Annotated in this window: 15 protein-coding genes; 5 read left to right on the forward strand and 10 right to left on the reverse strand. The window is 71.2% G+C overall.

What is annotated here, in order from left to right; genetic code table 11:
* Positions 1-239 precede the first annotated feature (239 nt).
* The 4 genes from KALB_RS12715 (at position 240) to KALB_RS12730 (ending at position 3,417) form a co-directional block, all read left to right on the forward strand.
* The gene (locus tag KALB_RS12715; protein ID WP_025356097.1) at positions 240-494 is read left to right on the forward strand and encodes a twin-arginine translocation signal domain-containing protein; all 255 of its coding nucleotides are present in this window, start codon (positions 240-242) and stop codon (positions 492-494) included.
* 22 nt (positions 495-516) lie between these two features.
* Complete coding sequence (locus KALB_RS12720; protein ID WP_025356098.1) at positions 517-1,914, forward strand: DUF4331 domain-containing protein; 1,398 nt, start codon at positions 517-519, stop codon at positions 1,912-1,914.
* Positions 1,915-1,930: 16 nt separating this feature from the next.
* A complete protein-coding gene (locus tag KALB_RS12725) occupies positions 1,931-2,230 on the forward strand; it encodes a hypothetical protein (protein ID WP_025356099.1) in 300 nt (99 codons plus the stop codon).
* 83 nt (positions 2,231-2,313) lie between these two features.
* Positions 2,314-3,417 carry an FG-GAP repeat domain-containing protein gene (locus tag KALB_RS12730; RefSeq protein ID WP_025356100.1) on the forward strand — a complete coding sequence of 368 codons (1,104 nt, stop codon included), beginning with the start codon at positions 2,314-2,316 and terminating at the stop codon, positions 3,415-3,417.
* Positions 3,418-3,423: 6 nt separating this feature from the next.
* Here KALB_RS12730 and KALB_RS12735 read toward each other — a convergent pair whose 3' ends face one another.
* The 6 genes from KALB_RS12735 to KALB_RS12760 all read right to left on the reverse strand — a co-directional run bounded on the left by KALB_RS12735 (position 3,424) and on the right by KALB_RS12760 (position 9,071).
* Positions 3,424-4,449, reverse strand: a complete 1,026-nt coding sequence (locus KALB_RS12735) for an LLM class flavin-dependent oxidoreductase (protein ID WP_025356101.1) — start codon at positions 4,447-4,449, stop codon at positions 3,424-3,426.
* Positions 4,427-5,581 (reverse strand): MAB_1171c family putative transporter, encoded by a 1,155-nt coding sequence (locus KALB_RS12740; RefSeq protein ID WP_025356102.1) that lies wholly within the window; start codon positions 5,579-5,581, stop codon positions 4,427-4,429. Before KALB_RS12740 ends, KALB_RS12735 begins: the two co-directional genes overlap by 23 nt.
* Positions 5,578-6,531 carry an ImmA/IrrE family metallo-endopeptidase gene (locus KALB_RS12745; protein ID WP_025356103.1) on the reverse strand — a complete coding sequence of 318 codons (954 nt, stop codon included), beginning with the start codon at positions 6,529-6,531 and terminating at the stop codon, positions 5,578-5,580. The genes KALB_RS12740 and KALB_RS12745 overlap by 4 nt, the downstream gene beginning before the upstream one ends.
* A gap of 3 nt (positions 6,532-6,534) precedes the next feature.
* Positions 6,535-7,080: a hypothetical protein gene (locus tag KALB_RS43840; RefSeq protein WP_025356104.1), complete on the reverse strand. Its 546-nt coding sequence runs from the start codon at positions 7,078-7,080 to the stop codon at positions 6,535-6,537.
* Between the two features lie 258 nt (positions 7,081-7,338).
* Positions 7,339-8,106, reverse strand: a complete 768-nt coding sequence (locus KALB_RS12755; protein WP_025356105.1) for an ABC transporter permease — start codon at positions 8,104-8,106, stop codon at positions 7,339-7,341.
* On the reverse strand, positions 8,103-9,071 hold the full coding sequence (locus KALB_RS12760) for a daunorubicin resistance protein DrrA family ABC transporter ATP-binding protein (protein ID WP_025356106.1): 969 nt from the start codon (positions 9,069-9,071) through the stop codon (positions 8,103-8,105). Before KALB_RS12760 ends, KALB_RS12755 begins: the two co-directional genes overlap by 4 nt.
* Before the next feature lie 142 nt (positions 9,072-9,213).
* Here KALB_RS12760 and KALB_RS12765 point away from each other — a divergent pair, with 142 nt between their 5' ends.
* A complete protein-coding gene (locus KALB_RS12765; RefSeq protein WP_025356107.1) occupies positions 9,214-10,638 on the forward strand; it encodes a glycosyltransferase family 39 protein in 1,425 nt (474 codons plus the stop codon).
* A gap of 16 nt (positions 10,639-10,654) precedes the next feature.
* Here the strand turns inward: KALB_RS12765 and KALB_RS12770 are convergent, their stop codons facing one another.
* The 4 genes from KALB_RS12770 to KALB_RS12785 are packed head-to-tail and all read right to left on the reverse strand — an operon-like array spanning position 10,655 to position 16,827.
* Positions 10,655-12,328 (reverse strand): carbamoyltransferase N-terminal domain-containing protein, encoded by a 1,674-nt coding sequence (locus tag KALB_RS12770; protein ID WP_025356108.1) that lies wholly within the window; start codon positions 12,326-12,328, stop codon positions 10,655-10,657.
* Entirely contained in the window at positions 12,322-15,252 is a 2,931-nt protein-coding gene (locus tag KALB_RS12775; RefSeq protein WP_025356109.1) for a non-ribosomal peptide synthetase, read from the reverse strand. The genes KALB_RS12770 and KALB_RS12775 overlap by 7 nt, the downstream gene beginning before the upstream one ends.
* Before the next feature lie 28 nt (positions 15,253-15,280).
* Positions 15,281-16,105, reverse strand: coding sequence for an SDR family oxidoreductase (locus tag KALB_RS12780; RefSeq protein WP_025356110.1), 825 nt, complete (start codon positions 16,103-16,105; stop codon positions 15,281-15,283).
* The gene (locus KALB_RS12785) at positions 16,105-16,827 is read right to left on the reverse strand and encodes a thioesterase II family protein (RefSeq protein ID WP_025356111.1); all 723 of its coding nucleotides are present in this window, start codon (positions 16,825-16,827) and stop codon (positions 16,105-16,107) included. Before KALB_RS12785 ends, KALB_RS12780 begins: the two co-directional genes overlap by 1 nt.
* Positions 16,828-16,856: the final 29 nt, after the last annotated feature.

The following is a 16,856-nucleotide window of genomic DNA, read 5'->3' on the forward strand; positions in this document are numbered from 1 at the left end:
AGCCGGATCGGTGCTGGTCAACCCGCAGGTCGGCGGGTTCGGACCGGCTCGCGCCCATGAACCATCCGGACCAATCCGGTGGCGCCCCTCCGGCTCAGTGGTGCCGGGTAGCCGCTGGTCCGCCACTCGTGGCGCATTGCTGCACATTGGTTGCAACAAAGCCGCGCTGAACCTTTGTCCGTTCGGGCGCGAAGAGAGCGGTGACCCAGCCCGGTTCGAGATCACCTGGAGCGCGGATCATGCCCAACCACTTGTCCCGCCGGGGTTTGCTGCGTGGCGCGGCAGCACTCGGCGCGGTCGGTGTCGCTGGAGCCGTTGCTGTGCAGTCGTTCGACAGCTCGGCCTCCGCGGCATCGGAATCCGCCGCCGGCGAACCGATCGTGGCCCACCTGCGCGACGCGGGCACCGGCGAACTCGACCTCTACGTCGGGACCCGGCGCGTGCGGGTGCGCGACGCCGAGCTGGCCGCCCGTCTGAGCGCGGCAGCTCGCTGACCACAGAATGTGAGGATATTTCTTGTCATCGCACCGCGAGGCCCCGGAGATCGCCAAGGACCCGGTGGCCGACAGCTCCGACCTGTACGCCTTCATCAGCCCCGACCGGCCCGACACGGTCACCCTGATCGCCAACTACGTGCCGATGCAGACCGCGGCGGCCGGTCCGAACTTCTTCGAGTTCGGTGAGGACGTGCTCTACGAGATCAACGTGGACAACAACGGGGACGGCAACCCGGATGTGGTCTACCAGTTCCGGTTCACCACCACCCTGCGCAACAACCGGACCTTCCTCTACAACACCGGCCCGATCCAGTCCCTGGACTCGCCCAACTTCAACCGCAGGCAGTTCTTCACCGTCACCAGGGTGCAGCGCGGCGGGAACAGCACGGTGCTCGGCCGCGATCTGGCCAGCCCGCCGTGCAACATCGGCCTACTGTCCACTCCGGACTACGGGACCCTCGCCGCCGCCGCCGTGCACGACCTCGGCGGTGGCCGCAGGGTGTTCGCCGGGCAGCGCGCCGACGGCTTCTACGTGGACCTCGGCGCGATCTTCGACCTGGGCACGCTGCGGCCGTTCGCCAACGTGCACAACCACTTCGGCCTCGCCAAGTTCCCCTCGGCCACCGGCGGGGTGAACACCACCAAGGACCTCAACGTGCACTCCATCGCGTTGCAGGTGCCCATCACCGACCTCACCTCCGGCCGCGGCCCCGTGGACGCGAGCCGTCGCGAGGCCGTCATCGGGGTGTGGACCTCGGCGAGCAGGCAGCAGGTGCGCATCTGGGACGCCGAGGCGGGCAGGCACGTCAGTTCCGGCCCGTTCAGCCAGATCTCCCGGCTGGGCAACCCGCTGGTCAACGAGGTCATCGTGCCGATGGCCAAGAAGGACCTCTGGAACCGGTCCATACCCGCCTACGACAAGCAGTTCGCCGAGTTCGTCACCAAGCCCGAACTGGCCGGTCTGCTGCCCACGCTCTACCCCGGTGTGTTCCCCAACCTGGACGCGCTGAACAAGACCGGCAAGCCGCGCGCCGACCTGGCCGCCATCCTGCTCACCGGCCTGCCCCCAGGTGTGGTCGCCGGGTTCCAGAACAACACCGGCACCACCCAGGCCGACATGCTCCGGCTGAACACCGCCGTGCCGCCGAACACCGCCAAGCCCAGCATCCTCGGCGTGCTCGGCGGGGACCTCGCCGGGTTCCCCAACGGGCGCCGCGTGTTCGACGACGTGGTGACCGTGGAGTTGCGCGCCATCGCCGGGCTCACGGTCCCGTTGGTGGACAAGGGTTTCACCCCGGACAAGGCGGCCGGTCAGCTCACCGACGGGCTCACCCCCGACAACCTCACCGTGCCGTTCCTCAACCACTTCCCGTACCTCGGCGTGCCGCACAGCGGCTTCGACACGCCCGCGCACTGAGGAGGCTCGACCCACCGTGTACGACGGCCTCGTGCTCGACATCGGCGGCGACGTCGGTGCCCTGATCATCCACGCCGGGCGTGAACTGCTCGAATGCGAGATCGAGCTCAGCCCGATCGGCCTCGACGACGCCCGCTTCCACAACGTGGTCCACGACCGGTGGATCGCCGGCCAGATCCACTACTGCGCCGTGTTCCCCGCCGTCACCGCGGGCAACTACACAGTCTGGTGTGACGCCACGACCAAGCACGGGACCGTGCTCGTGCACGGGGGAGAGGTCGCCGACTACCACTGGGCCCGGCTCGACCACGGCTGACGGCCTCCGTTCAGCCCTGGGGAAGCGGTCGTGCCGGGAGCATCATCGGAGGTGAACTGCATTCCGTGTGAGGGGGAGGAACCATGTACGGACAGTTCTTCGTCGTGCTGGCCTCGGTGGTGGCGATCTCGGCGGCGCCGCCCTCGTTCACGCCCAAGGCCAGCTACCCCACCAGTCCCGAGCCGTACTCGCTGGTCACGGCGGACTTCAACGGCGATGGCCGGGTGGACCTGGCCATCGCCGCCAGGGGCGCGAACACGGCCGGCAGCGTGGTCTCGGTGCGGCTGGGGCGTGGCAACGGAACCTTCGGCCCCAGCACGGACACGCCCATCGGCGCTGTGCCCTACTCGTTGGTGACGGCGGACTTCAACGGGGACGGCCGCGCCGACCTGGCAGTGCTCAACCAGGGCGACCGGACCGTGTCCGTGCTGCTCGGCCGCGGCGACGGCACCTTCCAGCCCAGGACCGACATCCCCGTTCCGGGTACTCCGTGGGGCCTGGCCGCGGGCGACTTCAACCACGACGGTCACCCCGACCTGGCCACCACCGGAGGCACCGAGGACCTCGTGTCCACGCTGCTGGGCCGCGGTGACGGCACCTTCGCCCCGGCGATCGCCTCGTCCACCCGGAGCGGGCCCCAGTGGGTGGCGGCAGGTGACCTGAACGGGGACGGCCGCACCGATCTCGTGGTCGTGGTCGGCGGCAACACGGCGCAGGTGTTGCTGAGCAACGGTGACGGCACCTTCACGCAGAAGGCCGCCTACCCGACCGGGCCGGGCAGCATGGCGCTCTCGCTGGCCATCGCCGACCTGAACGGGGACGGGCGGCCCGATCTCGCCATCGGCAACACCGGAGCACTCGTGCCGCTGCTCGGCAACGGTGACGGGACGTTCCAGGCCGTGGCCGAGGTCCCGGTGACGGCCAGCCTCAACGCGGTCGGTGTCGCCGACCTCAACCGGGACGGCCACGCCGACCTGGTGCTGGGGCTGGCCGGTGCGCAGAACCAGAACTGGCTGGAGGTGTTGCCGGGCAACGGTGACGGCAGGTTCGCCGCCGCGATCAGGTTCTCCGCGGGCGGCACGGCCGTGGCGATCGGGGACCTCAACAGGGACCGCTGGCCCGATCTCATCGGCCTGGACTACTACGCCAACACCGCCTCGGTGCTGCTCAACACCACCAAGCACTGAGCGAGCTCAGCCCGATGCGGGGCGGGCAGGCCGCAACAGCCCCGCGATCTGGCTGACCAGTTCGTACGACCTTCGCCGGTCGCCGTGGTCGAACACCGGAGTGGTGATCATCAGCTCCTCGGCCCCGGTGTCGTCGAGCACGGCCTGAAGGCGTTCCCGCACGGTGTCCGGCGATCCCACCAGGACGCTGCCGGAGCGCGCGGCGATCTCGGCGCGGTCCTGCTCGGTGTACGAGCGGGCGGCGGCCTCCTCCGGGCTCGGCAGCAGGATGCGCTGGCCACGCACCCTGCTGAGCACCTTCAGCCTGGTGGATCCGGCGAGCCACTCGGCGCGCTCCTCGGTGTCGGCGGCGATGACGGACACGCTGACCAAGGTCGACGGCGTGCCGGTCGGGGACTGGAACAGCTCGCGGTAGGTGTGCACCGCCTCGGCCGCACCACTCGGGTTGAGGTGGTGGGCGAACGCGTAGGCCAGGCCGAGCGACCCGGCGAGCCGCGCGCTGGCGGTGCTCGATCCGAGCACCCAGATCGGCGGCGTGTTGCCGATCGCGGGGACCGCCCGCACGGACTGCTCCTGGTCCGGGGCGAAGTAGCCGATCAGCTCCGCCACCTGGTGGGCGAAGCTCTTGGCGGTGCGCTCGTGTTCGCTGCGCACCGCCTCCGCTGCCCGGCGCGGGCCGCCCAGCGCCCGGCCGACGCCCAGGTCGATCCGTCCGGGGTGGAACGCGGCCAGGGTGCCGAACTGCTCGGCCACCACGATCGGCGCGTGGTTGGGCAGCAGCACACCTCCCGCGCCCACCCGCATGCGGCGTGTCGCGTCCGCCAGGCGGCCCACGACGACGGCGGGGGCGGAACTGGCCACGCCGCGCATGCTGTGGTGCTCGGGGACCCAGTACCGGTGGTAGCCCAACTCGTCGGTGAGCACGGCGAGATCGACGGTGTTGTGCAGGGCCTGCCGCGCGGTGGAGCCTTGCACGATCGGGGAGGTGTCCAGTACCGAAACACGCACCTCAGCGTGCCGACACCCGACCATGCTCGTCGTCCTCTCGGATCACACCGCGTTTGGTGAGCTCCTCGCTCACACCGATCATCCACCGCGCCCTGCCGCGCCAGTCCGGGAAGTCGGGCTCGATGCGAGGATAGGGCGGCTCGGTCTGCCCGTCGGCGGATCCGCGCCGGTCGAGGGCCTCGGCGATGACCCCCGCCGCGATCCCGGGAACGCTGGTGTCCCCGCGAACCCCAGGGCAGTCCCGCGCCAGCTCGGCGAGGCCGTCGGTGATCTCCACGGTGATCGTCTCGAATGCCTCCTCGCCGCCGTGATCGAGCGCGATGTACGGGAATTCCGCCACCAGAACCCGCCACAGCGGCGTCATCCTGCGGCTGTAGCGCGCCCGCAGCGCCCGGTCGTACCGGGTCCGCACCGAGACGAACGCCGTGGCCAGCGGGGCCAGGGCCAGACCGAGGGCCAGCAGGAGCTGTCCGCCGAGCTGGCCCGTGGAGTACATCGTGTGGAAGAGCTCGAGGTCCGCGCGCGGTGCGAAGGCACGAATTGTCTGCTGTACCAAGGAGATCGCGTCCACACCAAGCGCCATGCCCGCGCTGCCCACGATGACCAGCCAGAACGCGGCCCGCGCCCACGGGTGGCGCAGGCGCCTGCGCAGCGCGCTGGCCCGCCGGACCCCGACGAACCACACGGCCAGGGCATACCCGTCGACGCTGAGGTAGAAGACGGCGTGCTGCCAACTGCGGTAGGCCTCGGCGGAACCGGGGAAGGCCCAGGTTCCCGGCGGAGCGGTGTCGTGCACCACCACCATGACGGTGATGGCGGCAACCAGCAGCCCGAGCTCGACCAACGCGGCCCGCTTGCGACTGGCCAGGGGCCTTTCGTTGTCCGCCAACAGGAAGTACGCGGAGAAGCAGTACGCCATGGCCATCCAGCAGCCATTGATCACGTTGGGCCATGCGCCGCCGAACATCGCCTTGACCGCGGCGAGTGCCGGGGTCTTGATGCCCACGGTGGCGGCGACCGCGAGCAGGACCAGCCCGGGGCACAACACCCGCAGCGCGAGGTCCTCGCGGCGCCGCGCCAGTTGGACGAGCTCCCAGAGCGCGATCGCCACGAGCGCCCCGCCGGTGAGCCACCGCAAGGCCAGGTCGACACTCATGACGAACGATCCCGTGCGACGAAGCCGAAGGCCGCCGCGATGCTCTGCTCGGCCGGTCCGGCCGCCACCGGCAGCAGGTTGGGGCGCGTGCGCTCGCGGGACATCCGCGACAGCGTCCTCGCGCCGACCTCGGCCTCCCACTCCCGCCGGTCGGCGTACGCCCCGTGGTCTGCCTGCCCGGTGTCCGCCGCGGGTGCCGCCAGGCCGCAGGTGAGCGATTCACCCGCGTCGAGGTGGCCGCGCGCGAGGTGGATGATCTCGTGGTAGATCACCAACTCCTGCTGGGAAGCCGGTGCGGTGCGCTCGACCAGGATGTAGTCCGCCCGGCGCTTGGGCACGAGGTGGCCGACACCGGTCGTCGCGCCGAGGTCGGTCGGGCGGACCTCGATCCGGCGGCCGCGGCGCTCGCCGAGGCGCAGGCACAGCTCGTGCGCGTCGAACGGCGGGTGCAGGCCGAGTTCGTGGACCAGGTCGTGACACCACGCCCGGAGCTGCGCCTGGCTCATCGATGGCGTCATCGATGGTCCGCAGTCGCGACTGGGCGCAGCATCGCCCGAGCCTAGCGAAGCGGAGCGGACGGTGCGCAGGGCTTTGCGCAGTTGTTCGCCTCGTCGGGTGGCCGACAGGAGCGGTGTGCGGCAGATCAGGTAGGCCCGGACCCCGCAGTCGCGGAGCACGAGCTCGAGCAGCCGGTCGCGGGCCGCGTCGACCTCGGCCGGGTCCTCGCCGAAGAACTGCGGTCGCACCCCGAAGAAGGCCGCGAGCGCCGTGAGCTGTTCCTGGCTGGCCGGTTCGCCCGCACGCAGGCGCTCGACCGCGAGCGGGCCCCCGGCCCCGAGCACCGCCCCGACCTCGGCGTTGGTCCAGGGCCGCCAACCCGGGGGATCGGCCACCGCGACCACGTCGAACAGCCAGTTGAGCCGGTCCGCCACCCCGTCAGCGGCGGTCACGCCTCAGCCCTTCCGTGCTGTCTGCCCTGCGCCGTCCTCGTCCTCCTCGTCCTCGGCGACCAGTGCCCGCGCCAGTGCCCGCATCATCGAGGCCTGCTCCCGCGCCGTCCTCGCGCTCACCGCGGCGCCCCGGTGGGCCATCTTGGTGACCCCTGAGTCGCGCATGGCCTGCTGCAACTCCTGGGTCGCGGCGCGGAGATCGTCCTGTGCCTCGCGGTTGGCCGCGAGCGCGGCGCTCAGCTGTGCCGCGCGCTCCGCCAGCTCGCGCTCCACCTCCTCGGCCACCGCCGCGTCGGTGAAGTAGCCGACCTGGACCTCGAAGAACGAGGCCACCGCCTGGAGGGTCTTCAGCGTCGGGTTCCGCTTCACCCCGCGGCGCAGCTCGCTGAGATGGGACTCCGACAGCTCCCACCCGGCCGCCCTGCACGCCGTCACCACCTCGCGGTTGGTGTACGTCCGCTCCGGCGCCGCCGTCGGGCGCCGCACCTCGAACAGGCGGTTGAGCCGGTCGCTCAGGGTGGGCGGTGGTGTCTCGTGGTCGGTGCTCATCCTTGCTCCCCAGCTCGGCGTTGCAGGACAGAATGCCACTGCCGCGACATCCAGACCAGCGTCCACCAGTGCCCATTCGATCATAATTCTACTACGCCTCAGCGTAGCGGACTGTCGTTATCGTCCTGTACTGTTTCGCTGTGGCGGTGAGGGGCCGTCAGGTGGATCGCATCGATTACGCGGGGGAGGGGAGCGGTCCGGCGGGTGTGGGGTGCGCCGGACCGCTCCCGTACGCCCCCGCCCGGCAGGGCGTCCGCCTCACGGGCGCCTGCGGTATTCGCGCACCGCGAGCGGGGCGAAGACGGCGATCATCGCGGCGATCCAGAGCAGCGCGCCCGCAGCGCTGCCCGCGACCGGGCCGCCGATCAGCAGGCCACGACAGGTGTCGGTGACCAGGGAGGTCGGGTTGACCTCCACGAAGACCCGCAGCCAGTCCGGCATGGTGCTGGCCGGTGCGAAGATCGAGCTGGCGAACTGCAACGGGGTCAGCCAGAGGAAGCCGATCGTCTGCACGGTCTGCATACTGCGGATGCGCAGCCCCACGTAGGCGGCGATCCAGCACAACGCGATGCCGTAGAGCGACATGAGCAGCACGGCGCCGACCGCGGGCAGCACACCGGTCTGCACCCGGAAGCCGATCACCAGGGCGAAGCCGAGCACCACCAGTTGGCCGAGCACCAGGCGGCAGGCATCGGCCAGGATGCGGCCGGTCAGCACGGCGGAGCGCGCGATGGGCAGGGACCGGAACCGGTCCATGACCCCGGAGCCGAAGTCCAGGTTGAGACCGATGCCGGTGGCGATCGAGGCCACGGTGACCGTCTGCGCCATGATGCCGGGCATCAGGTACTGCTGGTACCCGGCCTGCCCGCCGCTGATGGCACCGCCGAGCACGTACAGGAAGACCACGGTGAACAGCACCGGGGTGAGCGTCGCGGCGAGCAGTTGACCCGGATCGTTCTTCACCTGCACCAGGTTTCGGCGCGCGACGGCCAGCGAGTGGCGGGCCAGTGCCCGCTGCCCGGTCATGCCCGCACCTGCGCCGCGTCACCGGAACCGGCCGGTTGTGCGCCGGTCAGCGACAGGAAGACCTCGTCGAGGCTGGGCACGTGGGTGTCGATCCCGGCGATGGGTAGCGCCGAGCTGGCCAGCGCGCCCACCGCCGTGGTCAGTTCGGCGTCACCGGCGATCGGCATGCGCACCAGGCCCGCCTCGGCGTCCAGGCTGGCCCCGGCCAGCCCGGCACCCTCCAGCGCGCGGAGCACCTGCGCGAGGTCGGCGGCGCGGGTCGGCCGGATGTGCAGCACCTTGCCGCCCACCCGGGCCCGCAACTGGTCGGTGGTGCCAGCCTCGATCACCCGGCCGTTGTCCATGACGACAACGGAATCGGCCAGTGCCTCGGCTTCCTCCATGTACTGCGTGGTCAGCAGCACCGTGGTGCCGGTGGCGACCCGGGCCCGCACCGCCGCCCACAGCGCGTTGCGGCTACGTGGATCCAAGCCGGTGGTCGGCTCGTCCAGGTAGAGCACGCGTGGCTCGCCGACCAGGCTGGCCGCCAGGTCCAGCTTGCGGCGCATGCCGCCGGAGTAGCTGCGGGGCAGTTGCTTCGCGGCCGCGGTCAACCCGAACTGCTCCAGCAGTTCGTCCGCGCGGGCCCGCGCCCTGCGCCGTGGCAGGTCGGTCAGCCGCCCGACCAGGTACAGGTTCTCCCAGCCGGAGATGTTCTCGTCCACCGAGGCGTACTGCCCGGTCAGCCCGATCAGCCTGCGGACCAGGTCGGCTTCGCGGACGACGTCGTTGCCGCAGACCGTGGCGCGCCCGCCGTCGGGCCGCGTCAGCGTGGCGAGGATCCGCACCACCGTGGTCTTCCCGGCGCCGTTGGGGCCGAGCAGGCTCAGCACGGTGCCAGCCGGGACCTTCAGGTCCACTCCGTCCAGTGCGCGCTTGTCCCCGAACTGCTTGACCAAGCCGACGGTTTCGATCGCGGTGTCCACCTGGTCCTCGCTTTCCTCGCTGCGAACATTGTCACTTTTCCTTGTACAGTAACGATTGAAGAGTGGAGTTCCAATGTGGGGGGAACCAGTGTCTTGCGTGACAACAAAATCGGTCCGACCAACACTGGCCTGGTGGCCGGTCGTGGCCGTGGCGTCGGTCGTCGCGGTACTGCTGCTCGCGGTCAGCGGGCAGTACGGCTACTTCGGGGACGAGCTGTACCACCTGGCGGCCGGGCGGCACTTGCAGTGGGGGTACGCCGACCAGGGACCGCTGACCCCCTTGGTGGCCAACGCTGTGGACGCAATGTTCCCGGGATCCGTGGTGGCCCTGCGGGTACCGGCCGCCCTGCTGACCTGGGCGCTGGTGGTGTTGACCGCGGCGACGACGATGGAACTTGGCGGTGGCCGTAGGGCACAGGTCATGGCCGCGGCGGCTTGCGCGATCTCCGCGAACACGCTGCTGTTCGGCCACGTCCTGCACACCGTGATCATCGACCTGTTCTGCTGGACGCTGCTCGGCTGGCTGCTGGCGCGCTGGGTGCGCACCAGGGATGACCAGCTGCTGCTCGGCTGCGGTGTGGTGGTCGCGGTCGCGGTGCAGAACAAGTGGCTGATCGCCGCCTTCTGCGCCGCTTTCGCTGTGGTGGTGCTGCTGGCCGGGCCGCGCGAGCTGCTGCGCAGGCCGATGGCGTTGGCCGGAGCCGGTGTCGCGGCGATCTCCGCCGTGCCGGGTGTCTGCTGGCAGGCGGCTCACAGGTGGCCCCAGCTGTCCATGGCCGAGGAACTCGGTGGGCAGGCGGTGTTCGGGATGCCGCCGTGGCTGCCCTTCGTGCCGATGGTGTTGCTCTACAGCGGTTTGCTGTTCGGCGGTGTGCTCGCTGCTTACGGTTGTGTGCGGTTGCTGCGCTCGCCGGAGCTGGCCGGGTACCGGTTCCTGGCCTGGACCACGCTGCTGGTCGCGGCGATCTTCATGGCCGCGGGCGGACGCTACTACTACGTGTCCGGCCTGGTCCCGTTGCTGTGGGCGGCGGGCGCGGTGGAACTGCGGCACCACAGGCCTTCGGCGTGGTGGCGGTGGACCCTGTCCTGGCCGGTGCTCGTGCTGTGCGCGGCCGTCGGGGTCGCCCAGCTGCCAGTGCTGCCGCGCGACCAGTTGCCCGCCTGGGACTTCTTCGGCCGCTACAGCACCGGCTGGCCGGAAGTGGCCCAGCGCGTCACCGCCGCCTACCACGCGTTGCCGCCCGCGGAGCAGCGCGGCGCGGCCATCATCGGCGACACCTACTTCCTGGCCAGTGCCGTGGCCGTGCTGGCCACCGATGTGCCCGCGGTCTACAGCCCGCACCGCGGTTACGCCGATCTCGGCACGCCTCCCGAGTCCACCGGCGTGGTGATCTACGTCGGTGGCGAGGAACAGCGGCTGCGTCACGACTTCGGCGAGGTCCAGCTTATGTCCGTTGTGGACAATCCGGCTGGCGTGCCGTCGACCAACGACCACGTACCGGTCTACCGCTGCACGCAGCCGCGGCTGCCGTGGCCCCAGCTGTGGCCGCAGCTGGGCCGGTTCTGACCGCCCCGCCCCCGCGTCACGCCGCGGGGTTGGTGTACAGCTGCCCATCCGACCAGATGTAGCGGGTGCCGCCCCACTGCGCCGCGGAGGCCACGTCCGGGAAGAAGCCCCGGCCGTTGAGGTTGGCGCTGGTGTTGCACAGCACGGGGATGCCGCTCACCTCCGCGTAGGCCTGGAGGATCCGGCCGGTCGCGCTGGCGGCGGACGGGTCGATGGTCTGCAACCGTGCGCTCCCGTCCAGGTGCAGGATGGCGGGCACCCGCTCGGTCCACTCGGCCCGCACGTGGTGTTCGAACAGCATGTAGGGATCGCTGCCGCCGGGGGTGAACACCTCGGCGGCCCGCGAGGTGAGGCAGATCGGCGCGACCGGCCGGTAGGAGGCGCGGTCCTTGATGGTGTTGAGCCGGTCCTTCATGCCCGGATCGGTGGCCGGTGCGAGGATGCTCCGGTTGCCCAGCGCCCGCGGCCCGATCTCGGCCCGGCCGGACAGCACCACGACCGGTTCCCCCTCGGTGTGCAGCAGTCCGGCGAGCTGCCGTTCGTCGCACGGCTGGACGCGCCATCCCGCCGGAACCGGACCGGGAACCAGTTCGGGTCCACTGTAGACATCCCAGCGCAGCGCGGAAGGGCCGCCGGAGCGGAACATCTCGCAGCAGGCCGTGCCGATCGCCGCGCCCGCGTCGTTGGGGAAGGGCGGCACCCAGATCTCGCTGAACAGTCCGCTGTTGCGCAGCAGGCTGTTCCACTTGATGTTCAGCGCGCAGCCGCCCGCCATCGCCAGCGGTGGGCGCTGCCCGGGGAACCTGCGGCGCATCAGCGTGGACAGCGCGTCGAGCAGCCGGTGCCCCAGGTAGGTCTGGAAGGTGGCGATGAGATCGGCGTTGGACAGCCCTGGCAGCACCTGGTCACGGTTCCCCGCGACCTGCTGCCCCAGCGCCCGGGCGTTCTCCTGCTCGACGCTGGAGAAACCGGAGATCAGCTCGTCGAACACCGCGAACGCGGACTCCTCGACGCTGCCCAGCGCGGCGTAGGCCATGGCCTTGCCCGCGATGGACAGGTGGTACCGCACGGTCTCGTCCGGCGACATGTCAGTGGTGTCGCGCAGGAACGGCTCGAACTGCCCGCTGAAGTCGGCGAAGCTGTTGCCCGTGATGGGCAGCACCGGTGCGATCGCGGTCACCGTCCGGGTGTGGTGCCCGGCGTGGTAGAGGCGGGGCACCATGCCGCCGTCCCAGACCAGCACCAGCGCGTCCTGCCCGCGCTCGGCAAACGGGCTCGAGCAGTACGCCCCGAGCACGTGGTTGCTGACGTGGTGGTAGCTCACGTACCCCGCGGTCCTGCCGCCGAAGTCGTGCGCCTCGAACGGGTGTGGCCGCAGCGGCCCCTCCGCGCCGGTGCCGTCCAGGTAGGGCGCCACCGGGAGTTCGAATGGCTTGCCCTCCCTGGTGAGGTGGACCGCCGTCGAGCCGCCCGCGCCCTGCGTCCACCACCCGTCGACCACGAACCTGTCCACATCGGACAGTGCGATGCCCTCGGTGGCCAGCACCTCGGCCACCCGGTCGGTGTCGCCGAGCGCGCTGTAGCGCAGCCCGTTGCCGAGTTTCTCCACCTCGGTGCTGAACAGCAGTCGATCGTCCTCGATGACGGCGATCCCGCCGTCGTGCGATGCCTTGATCCCGCAAATCAACATTGGTCCGTCGCGCCTTTCTGCTCCGCATCGGCCGACTGGCCGGGATCGAGCTGCTCGTAGTACCCGGCCACGCCGAGCGGGGTTGACCTGCGGTAGAGCTGGCGCACGGGCAGCGCCGGGAAGCCCGCCTCCTGCAACACCAGCGACAACTTCGTGGCCAGCAGGGAGTTCCCGCCCAGTTCGAAGAAGTCGTCCGAAGGGCCGGTCGCCATGCCGAGCAGCTCCGACCACACCTGGCAGATCCGCTCGACCGGGTCGGCCAGCCGCGGCTCCTGCCGGACGACCTGGACGGTTCCCGGCCGGGGGCTCAGCGCCGCGAGGTCGAGCTTTCCGTTGGCGGTCAAGGGGAGCTGCGGGACGCAGCTGATCGTGGTGGGCAGCATGTACTGCGGCAGCCGCTGTGCGGCCCTGCGCCGCACCGCTAGCGGGTCGGTGCCCTCGGGCGCCACGACGAACACGTGCAGCAGGGTGCCCGCGTCCACGTCGTGCTCGGTGGTGACGGCTGCCGCGGTCACCACCGGATCCTCCAGCAGCACCGCGGTGATCTCGCCGGTCTCCACCCGGTGACCGCGGACGCTGACCTGGTCGTCGAGCCGCCCGAGGTGCTCCAGCCTGCCGTCCGGCAGCAACCGCCCGAGGTCACCGCTGCGGTACCAGCGTGCGCCGCTGACCGGATCGGTGTGGAACCGCTGCTCGGTCAGGCCGGGCTGGTTGAAGTAGCCGAGCGCCACCCCCGCGCCGCCCACCCAGATCTCGCCCCGCACGCCGGGCGGCAACAACCTGCCCCTGGCGTCGCGTACTCGGACAGACCAGCCGGGTAGCGCGCCGCCCACGGCCCTGGACCCCTCGATCGCGCTGCGCCGGTCCAGGTGCTCGGCCGTGACGTGCACCGTGGTCTCGGTGATGCCGAACATGTTGACCAGTCGGCACACCTGCTCCGGCCGGTGGTCCAGCCAGGTGGTCAGCACCTTCGTGTTGAGCGTCTCGCCGCCGAACACCACCAGCCGCACGGCCAGTTCGCCAAGCAGTCGCGGGCAGGTCAGCAGCTGCCCGAAGGCGGTCGGTGTCTGGTTGAGCACCGTCACCCCGGTCCGGCGCAGCAGCCCGAGGAACTCCTCCGGCGCACGGGCCACCAGCGGCGGCACCACGACGAGGCGCCCGCCGGTCATCAGGCAGCCCCAGATCTCCCACACCGAGAAGTCGAAGGCCACCGAGTGGAACTGCGTCCACGTGTCGGCCGGTCCGAGCCCGAGGTCCCGCCGGGTCGCCTCGACCAGGCTGACCACGTTGCGGTGCGGCACCACAACGCCCTTCGGACGGCCGGTGGAACCCGAGGTGTAGATCAGGTACGCCGGATCGTCCCGCGTGGCACCGGGAGATCCGGTGTCGGTGCGACCGGACAGCTCCGCCGTGCCGAACACCGGCAGGTCCCCGGTGGCCGGGAACGGGTCGGCGGCGACCACGGCGGACAGCTCCGCATCGGCCGCGGTGTAGCGGAGCCGTTCGGCCGGGTGGTCCGGGTCCATCGGGACGTAGGCGGCTCCCGCTTTGAGGATGCCGAGCAGGACCGCGATCAGTTCGGCCGAGCGCGGCAGGCACACCCCGACGCGTGCGCCGGTACCGATGCCCTTGGCGCGCAGCGCGGCGCTGACCTGCTCGCCGCGCTCCTCCAGTTCCCGGTAGCTCAGTTCTTCGTCCTGATAGGACACTGCGATCGCGTCCGGGCGACTCGCGGCCTGTGCCGCCACCGCTTCGTGGATGGTCGGCCAGCGGGCGGGTGCCAGCGGCCCGCCATCTCCCAGCCGTGCCACGGCTTCCGCTTCGTCCGCGCCGAGCAGGCTCAGCTCGCCGATCGGCCGATCCGCCGCGGACACCAGCGCGGTGAACGCCGCCGCCACGTGCGCGCCGAACTGCCGCACCATCCCCGGGTCGAACCGCTCACCGGCGCACCGGATTGCCCCCAGCAACAGCTCCGGCCGGGTGCGGTCCCGCGTCACGTGCACCGTCACCGGGAAGTCGGCGAGCCGCCCCGGTTCGTACCAGCCTGGCTCGATCGCGGTGTCCAGGTGCAGGGCGACGGTGGCCAACCCGCCGTCCGCACCGGCGAGATCCCGGCTCAACTGGCGCCCGTGCCAGCAGCACCCGAACCTGATCAGTGCGGCGCCCGCCGCGGCGGCGAATTCGCGTGCGCCGCACTCCTCGTCCACGGTGATCGGCACCAGGGCGATGCCCTCCGGCGCGGCCAGGCCGTCCGAGGTGAGCGCGCCGATGACGAGTTCGGCGCGGTTCTCGTACCGCGCAAGTGCGATCGCCAGCGCCCCGAGCACGGTGCCCGCCACGGCACGCTGATCGCCCGGTGCGAGGCCGAGTTCGAACTCGACGCCGACCTGCTCGCCGCCGGTGGTCCGGCGCGTGCACCAGTCCAGGCTCAGCGGGTGGAAGCTGGCGCGCACCTCCTCGTCCAGGCCGTCCGGCGGGTCCTGCGGAGCGCGCTGGCAGGCCAGGTCCGCAGGAGGACCGCCGCACAACTCGGCGGCCAGCGCCGCCAGCGCGGATCTGCCGAGCAGCGCCCGGTGTGCGACGAGGACCAGCTCCCGCCCGTCCCGGTACTGCGCGAGGGCCGCCCGCAGCAGCAGGCCACCGGCGGTGTGCAGGGGCCGCTGGAGTTCTCTCGCCCGCCACGCCGCGGCTCGATCGCTGGACCGGTCCGCGGGGACCTCCTCCAGCCACACCCGGCACCGCGCCGCGTCCCCGCCCAGCGGCAATTGCCCGATCCGTTGCCGCAGAACGGTTTCCAGCTGGCTTGGCGTGCTGCCCCCGTCCAGGGCGATCGCCATCGCGTGCACGCTGTCGCCGGCCGCACAGGACCGCCGGGCGTGGTCGAGCCGCTCGCTGGCGGCAATCGCCGCAAGGCCCCGGTTCATCGTGCCCCCCTGCCGATGACGGACGCGGTCACCGCGTGGTGAACCCGCCGTCCACCGTGATCACCGATCCGGTCACCTGCTTCGATTCGTCGGAAGCCAGCCACAGCGCGGCCGACGCGACGTCCTCGGGCTCGACCAGCGAGTTCATCGGCTGGTCCCGGACGAACACCTGCTCGTGCTCGGCTCGCGGCACACCGAGGCTGCTCGCGATGGCGGCCAGCATGCGCCCCTCCACCTGCTCGCTGTCCCGCACCGAACCGGGGCACAGCGCGTTCACCCTGACCTTCAACGGCGCGAGGTCCAGCGCAGCGGCCTTGGTCAGCCCGATCAGCCCGTGCTTGGCCGCGACGTACCCGGCGAAGTTCCGGTAGCCGACCACGCCCGCGGTGGAGGACACGTTGATGATGCTGCCCGCCCGCTGACCGGTCATCACCGGCCCGACCGACCTGATCATCCGCCAGGCCCCGCTCAGGTTGACGTCGATCATCAGCTGCCACTGCGCCTCGGTGACCTCGTGCACCGCCGCCCCGGAAGGCGCCGCGATACCGGCGTTGTTGACCAGGACGTCCAGCCGCCCGAACCGGTCGACGGTGCTGGCCACCAGCGCGTCCGCCCCGGCCGCGTCGCGGACGTCCAGCCGCCGCACCAGCACCGAGGCGCCCTGCTCGCGGCACAGCCGCGCGGTGTGCTGGAGCTGGCTTTCGGTGCCGAGCGGGTACGGCACGCCCGGCAGGTCGGCCGCGATGTCGGCGAGCACCAGGTCCGCGCCCTGCGCCGCGAACGCGACCGCGCAGGCCCTGCCGAGGCCCCGCGCGGCTCCGGTGACGACCGCGACCTTCTGCTGGAGCCGCATCAGCCGTGCCAGCGCTGCCGGGGGCCTGCCTCGCGCACCGTGGCGGCCACGAGGTCGAGCACGGCGTCCGGGTCCTCGCTGAGGTACATGTGCCCACCGGCGGTGCAACTGGTGCGGAAGGCACCGCCGGTGGCGGCCTGCCAGCCTTCCGCTCGCCGCACCGGCACCAGGGTGTCCTGCTCGCCGAGCACCGCGGTGATCGGCGCGTTGATCTTGGCGCCCGGTTCCGCGCGGTACGCCTCGTGCATCTCGACGTCGGCGCGCAAGGTGGGCAGGATCAGCTCGCGCAGTTCCGGGTCGCGCAGCGCGGGGTGCTCGTAACCGGCGAACAGCTCGACCTGGTGGATGAACTCGTCCTCGGACAACCCGGTGGCCCGCTCCTCGCGGACGTACCACGGGTCGGGCGAGCCGCTGGCGAACAGGTGGCGCACGGCGAGCCTGCCCTCCGCCTCGAGCGCGCGGGCGAGTTCGAAGGCCAGGATCGCGCCGAGGCTGTGCCCGAAGAGAATGACGTCCCCGCCACCCACCTTGGCGGACACCTCGCGCATGAGGGCGCCGACCGCGTCGCTGACCTTGGTGCAGGGCTGATCGTCGATCAGGTTTTCCCGGCCGGGAAGTTGCAGCGCGCGCACTTCGAATTCCTTGCGACGGCGGCGCCACGGGCTGAACACGCTCGCGCCCGCACCGGCGAACGGGAGGCAAATCAGCGTGACATAGGTCATTGTCGGTCAGCTCTCTGTGTCCGGAGGTA

This window comes from Kutzneria viridogrisea DSM 43870, assembly GCF_000525635.1.
GTDB lineage: Bacteria > Actinomycetota > Actinomycetes > Mycobacteriales > Pseudonocardiaceae > Kutzneria > Kutzneria viridogrisea.

Bases quoted from the DNA above. Each gene is read 5' to 3' on its own strand.
- KALB_RS12770 (WP_025356108.1), bottom strand. From the start codon at position 12,328: ATGTTGATTTGCGGGATCAAGGCATCGCACGACGGCGGGATCGCCGTC.
- KALB_RS12730 (WP_025356100.1), top strand. From the start codon at position 2,314: ATGTACGGACAGTTCTTCGTCGTGCTGGCCTCGGTGGTGGCGATCTCG.
- KALB_RS12755 (WP_025356105.1), bottom strand. From the start codon at position 8,106: ATGACCGGGCAGCGGGCACTGGCCCGCCACTCGCTGGCCGTCGCGCGC.
- KALB_RS12715 (WP_025356097.1), top strand. From the start codon at position 240: ATGCCCAACCACTTGTCCCGCCGGGGTTTGCTGCGTGGCGCGGCAGCA.
- KALB_RS43840 (WP_025356104.1), bottom strand. From the start codon at position 7,080: ATGAGCACCGACCACGAGACACCACCGCCCACCCTGAGCGACCGGCTC.
- KALB_RS12785 (WP_025356111.1), bottom strand. From the start codon at position 16,827: ATGACCTATGTCACGCTGATTTGCCTCCCGTTCGCCGGTGCGGGCGCG.
- KALB_RS12735 (WP_025356101.1), bottom strand. From the start codon at position 4,449: ATGGTCGGGTGTCGGCACGCTGAGGTGCGTGTTTCGGTACTGGACACC.
- KALB_RS12780 (WP_025356110.1), bottom strand. From the start codon at position 16,105: ATGCGGCTCCAGCAGAAGGTCGCGGTCGTCACCGGAGCCGCGCGGGGC.
- KALB_RS12775 (WP_025356109.1), bottom strand. From the start codon at position 15,252: ATGAACCGGGGCCTTGCGGCGATTGCCGCCAGCGAGCGGCTCGACCAC.
- KALB_RS12740 (WP_025356102.1), bottom strand. From the start codon at position 5,581: ATGAGTGTCGACCTGGCCTTGCGGTGGCTCACCGGCGGGGCGCTCGTG.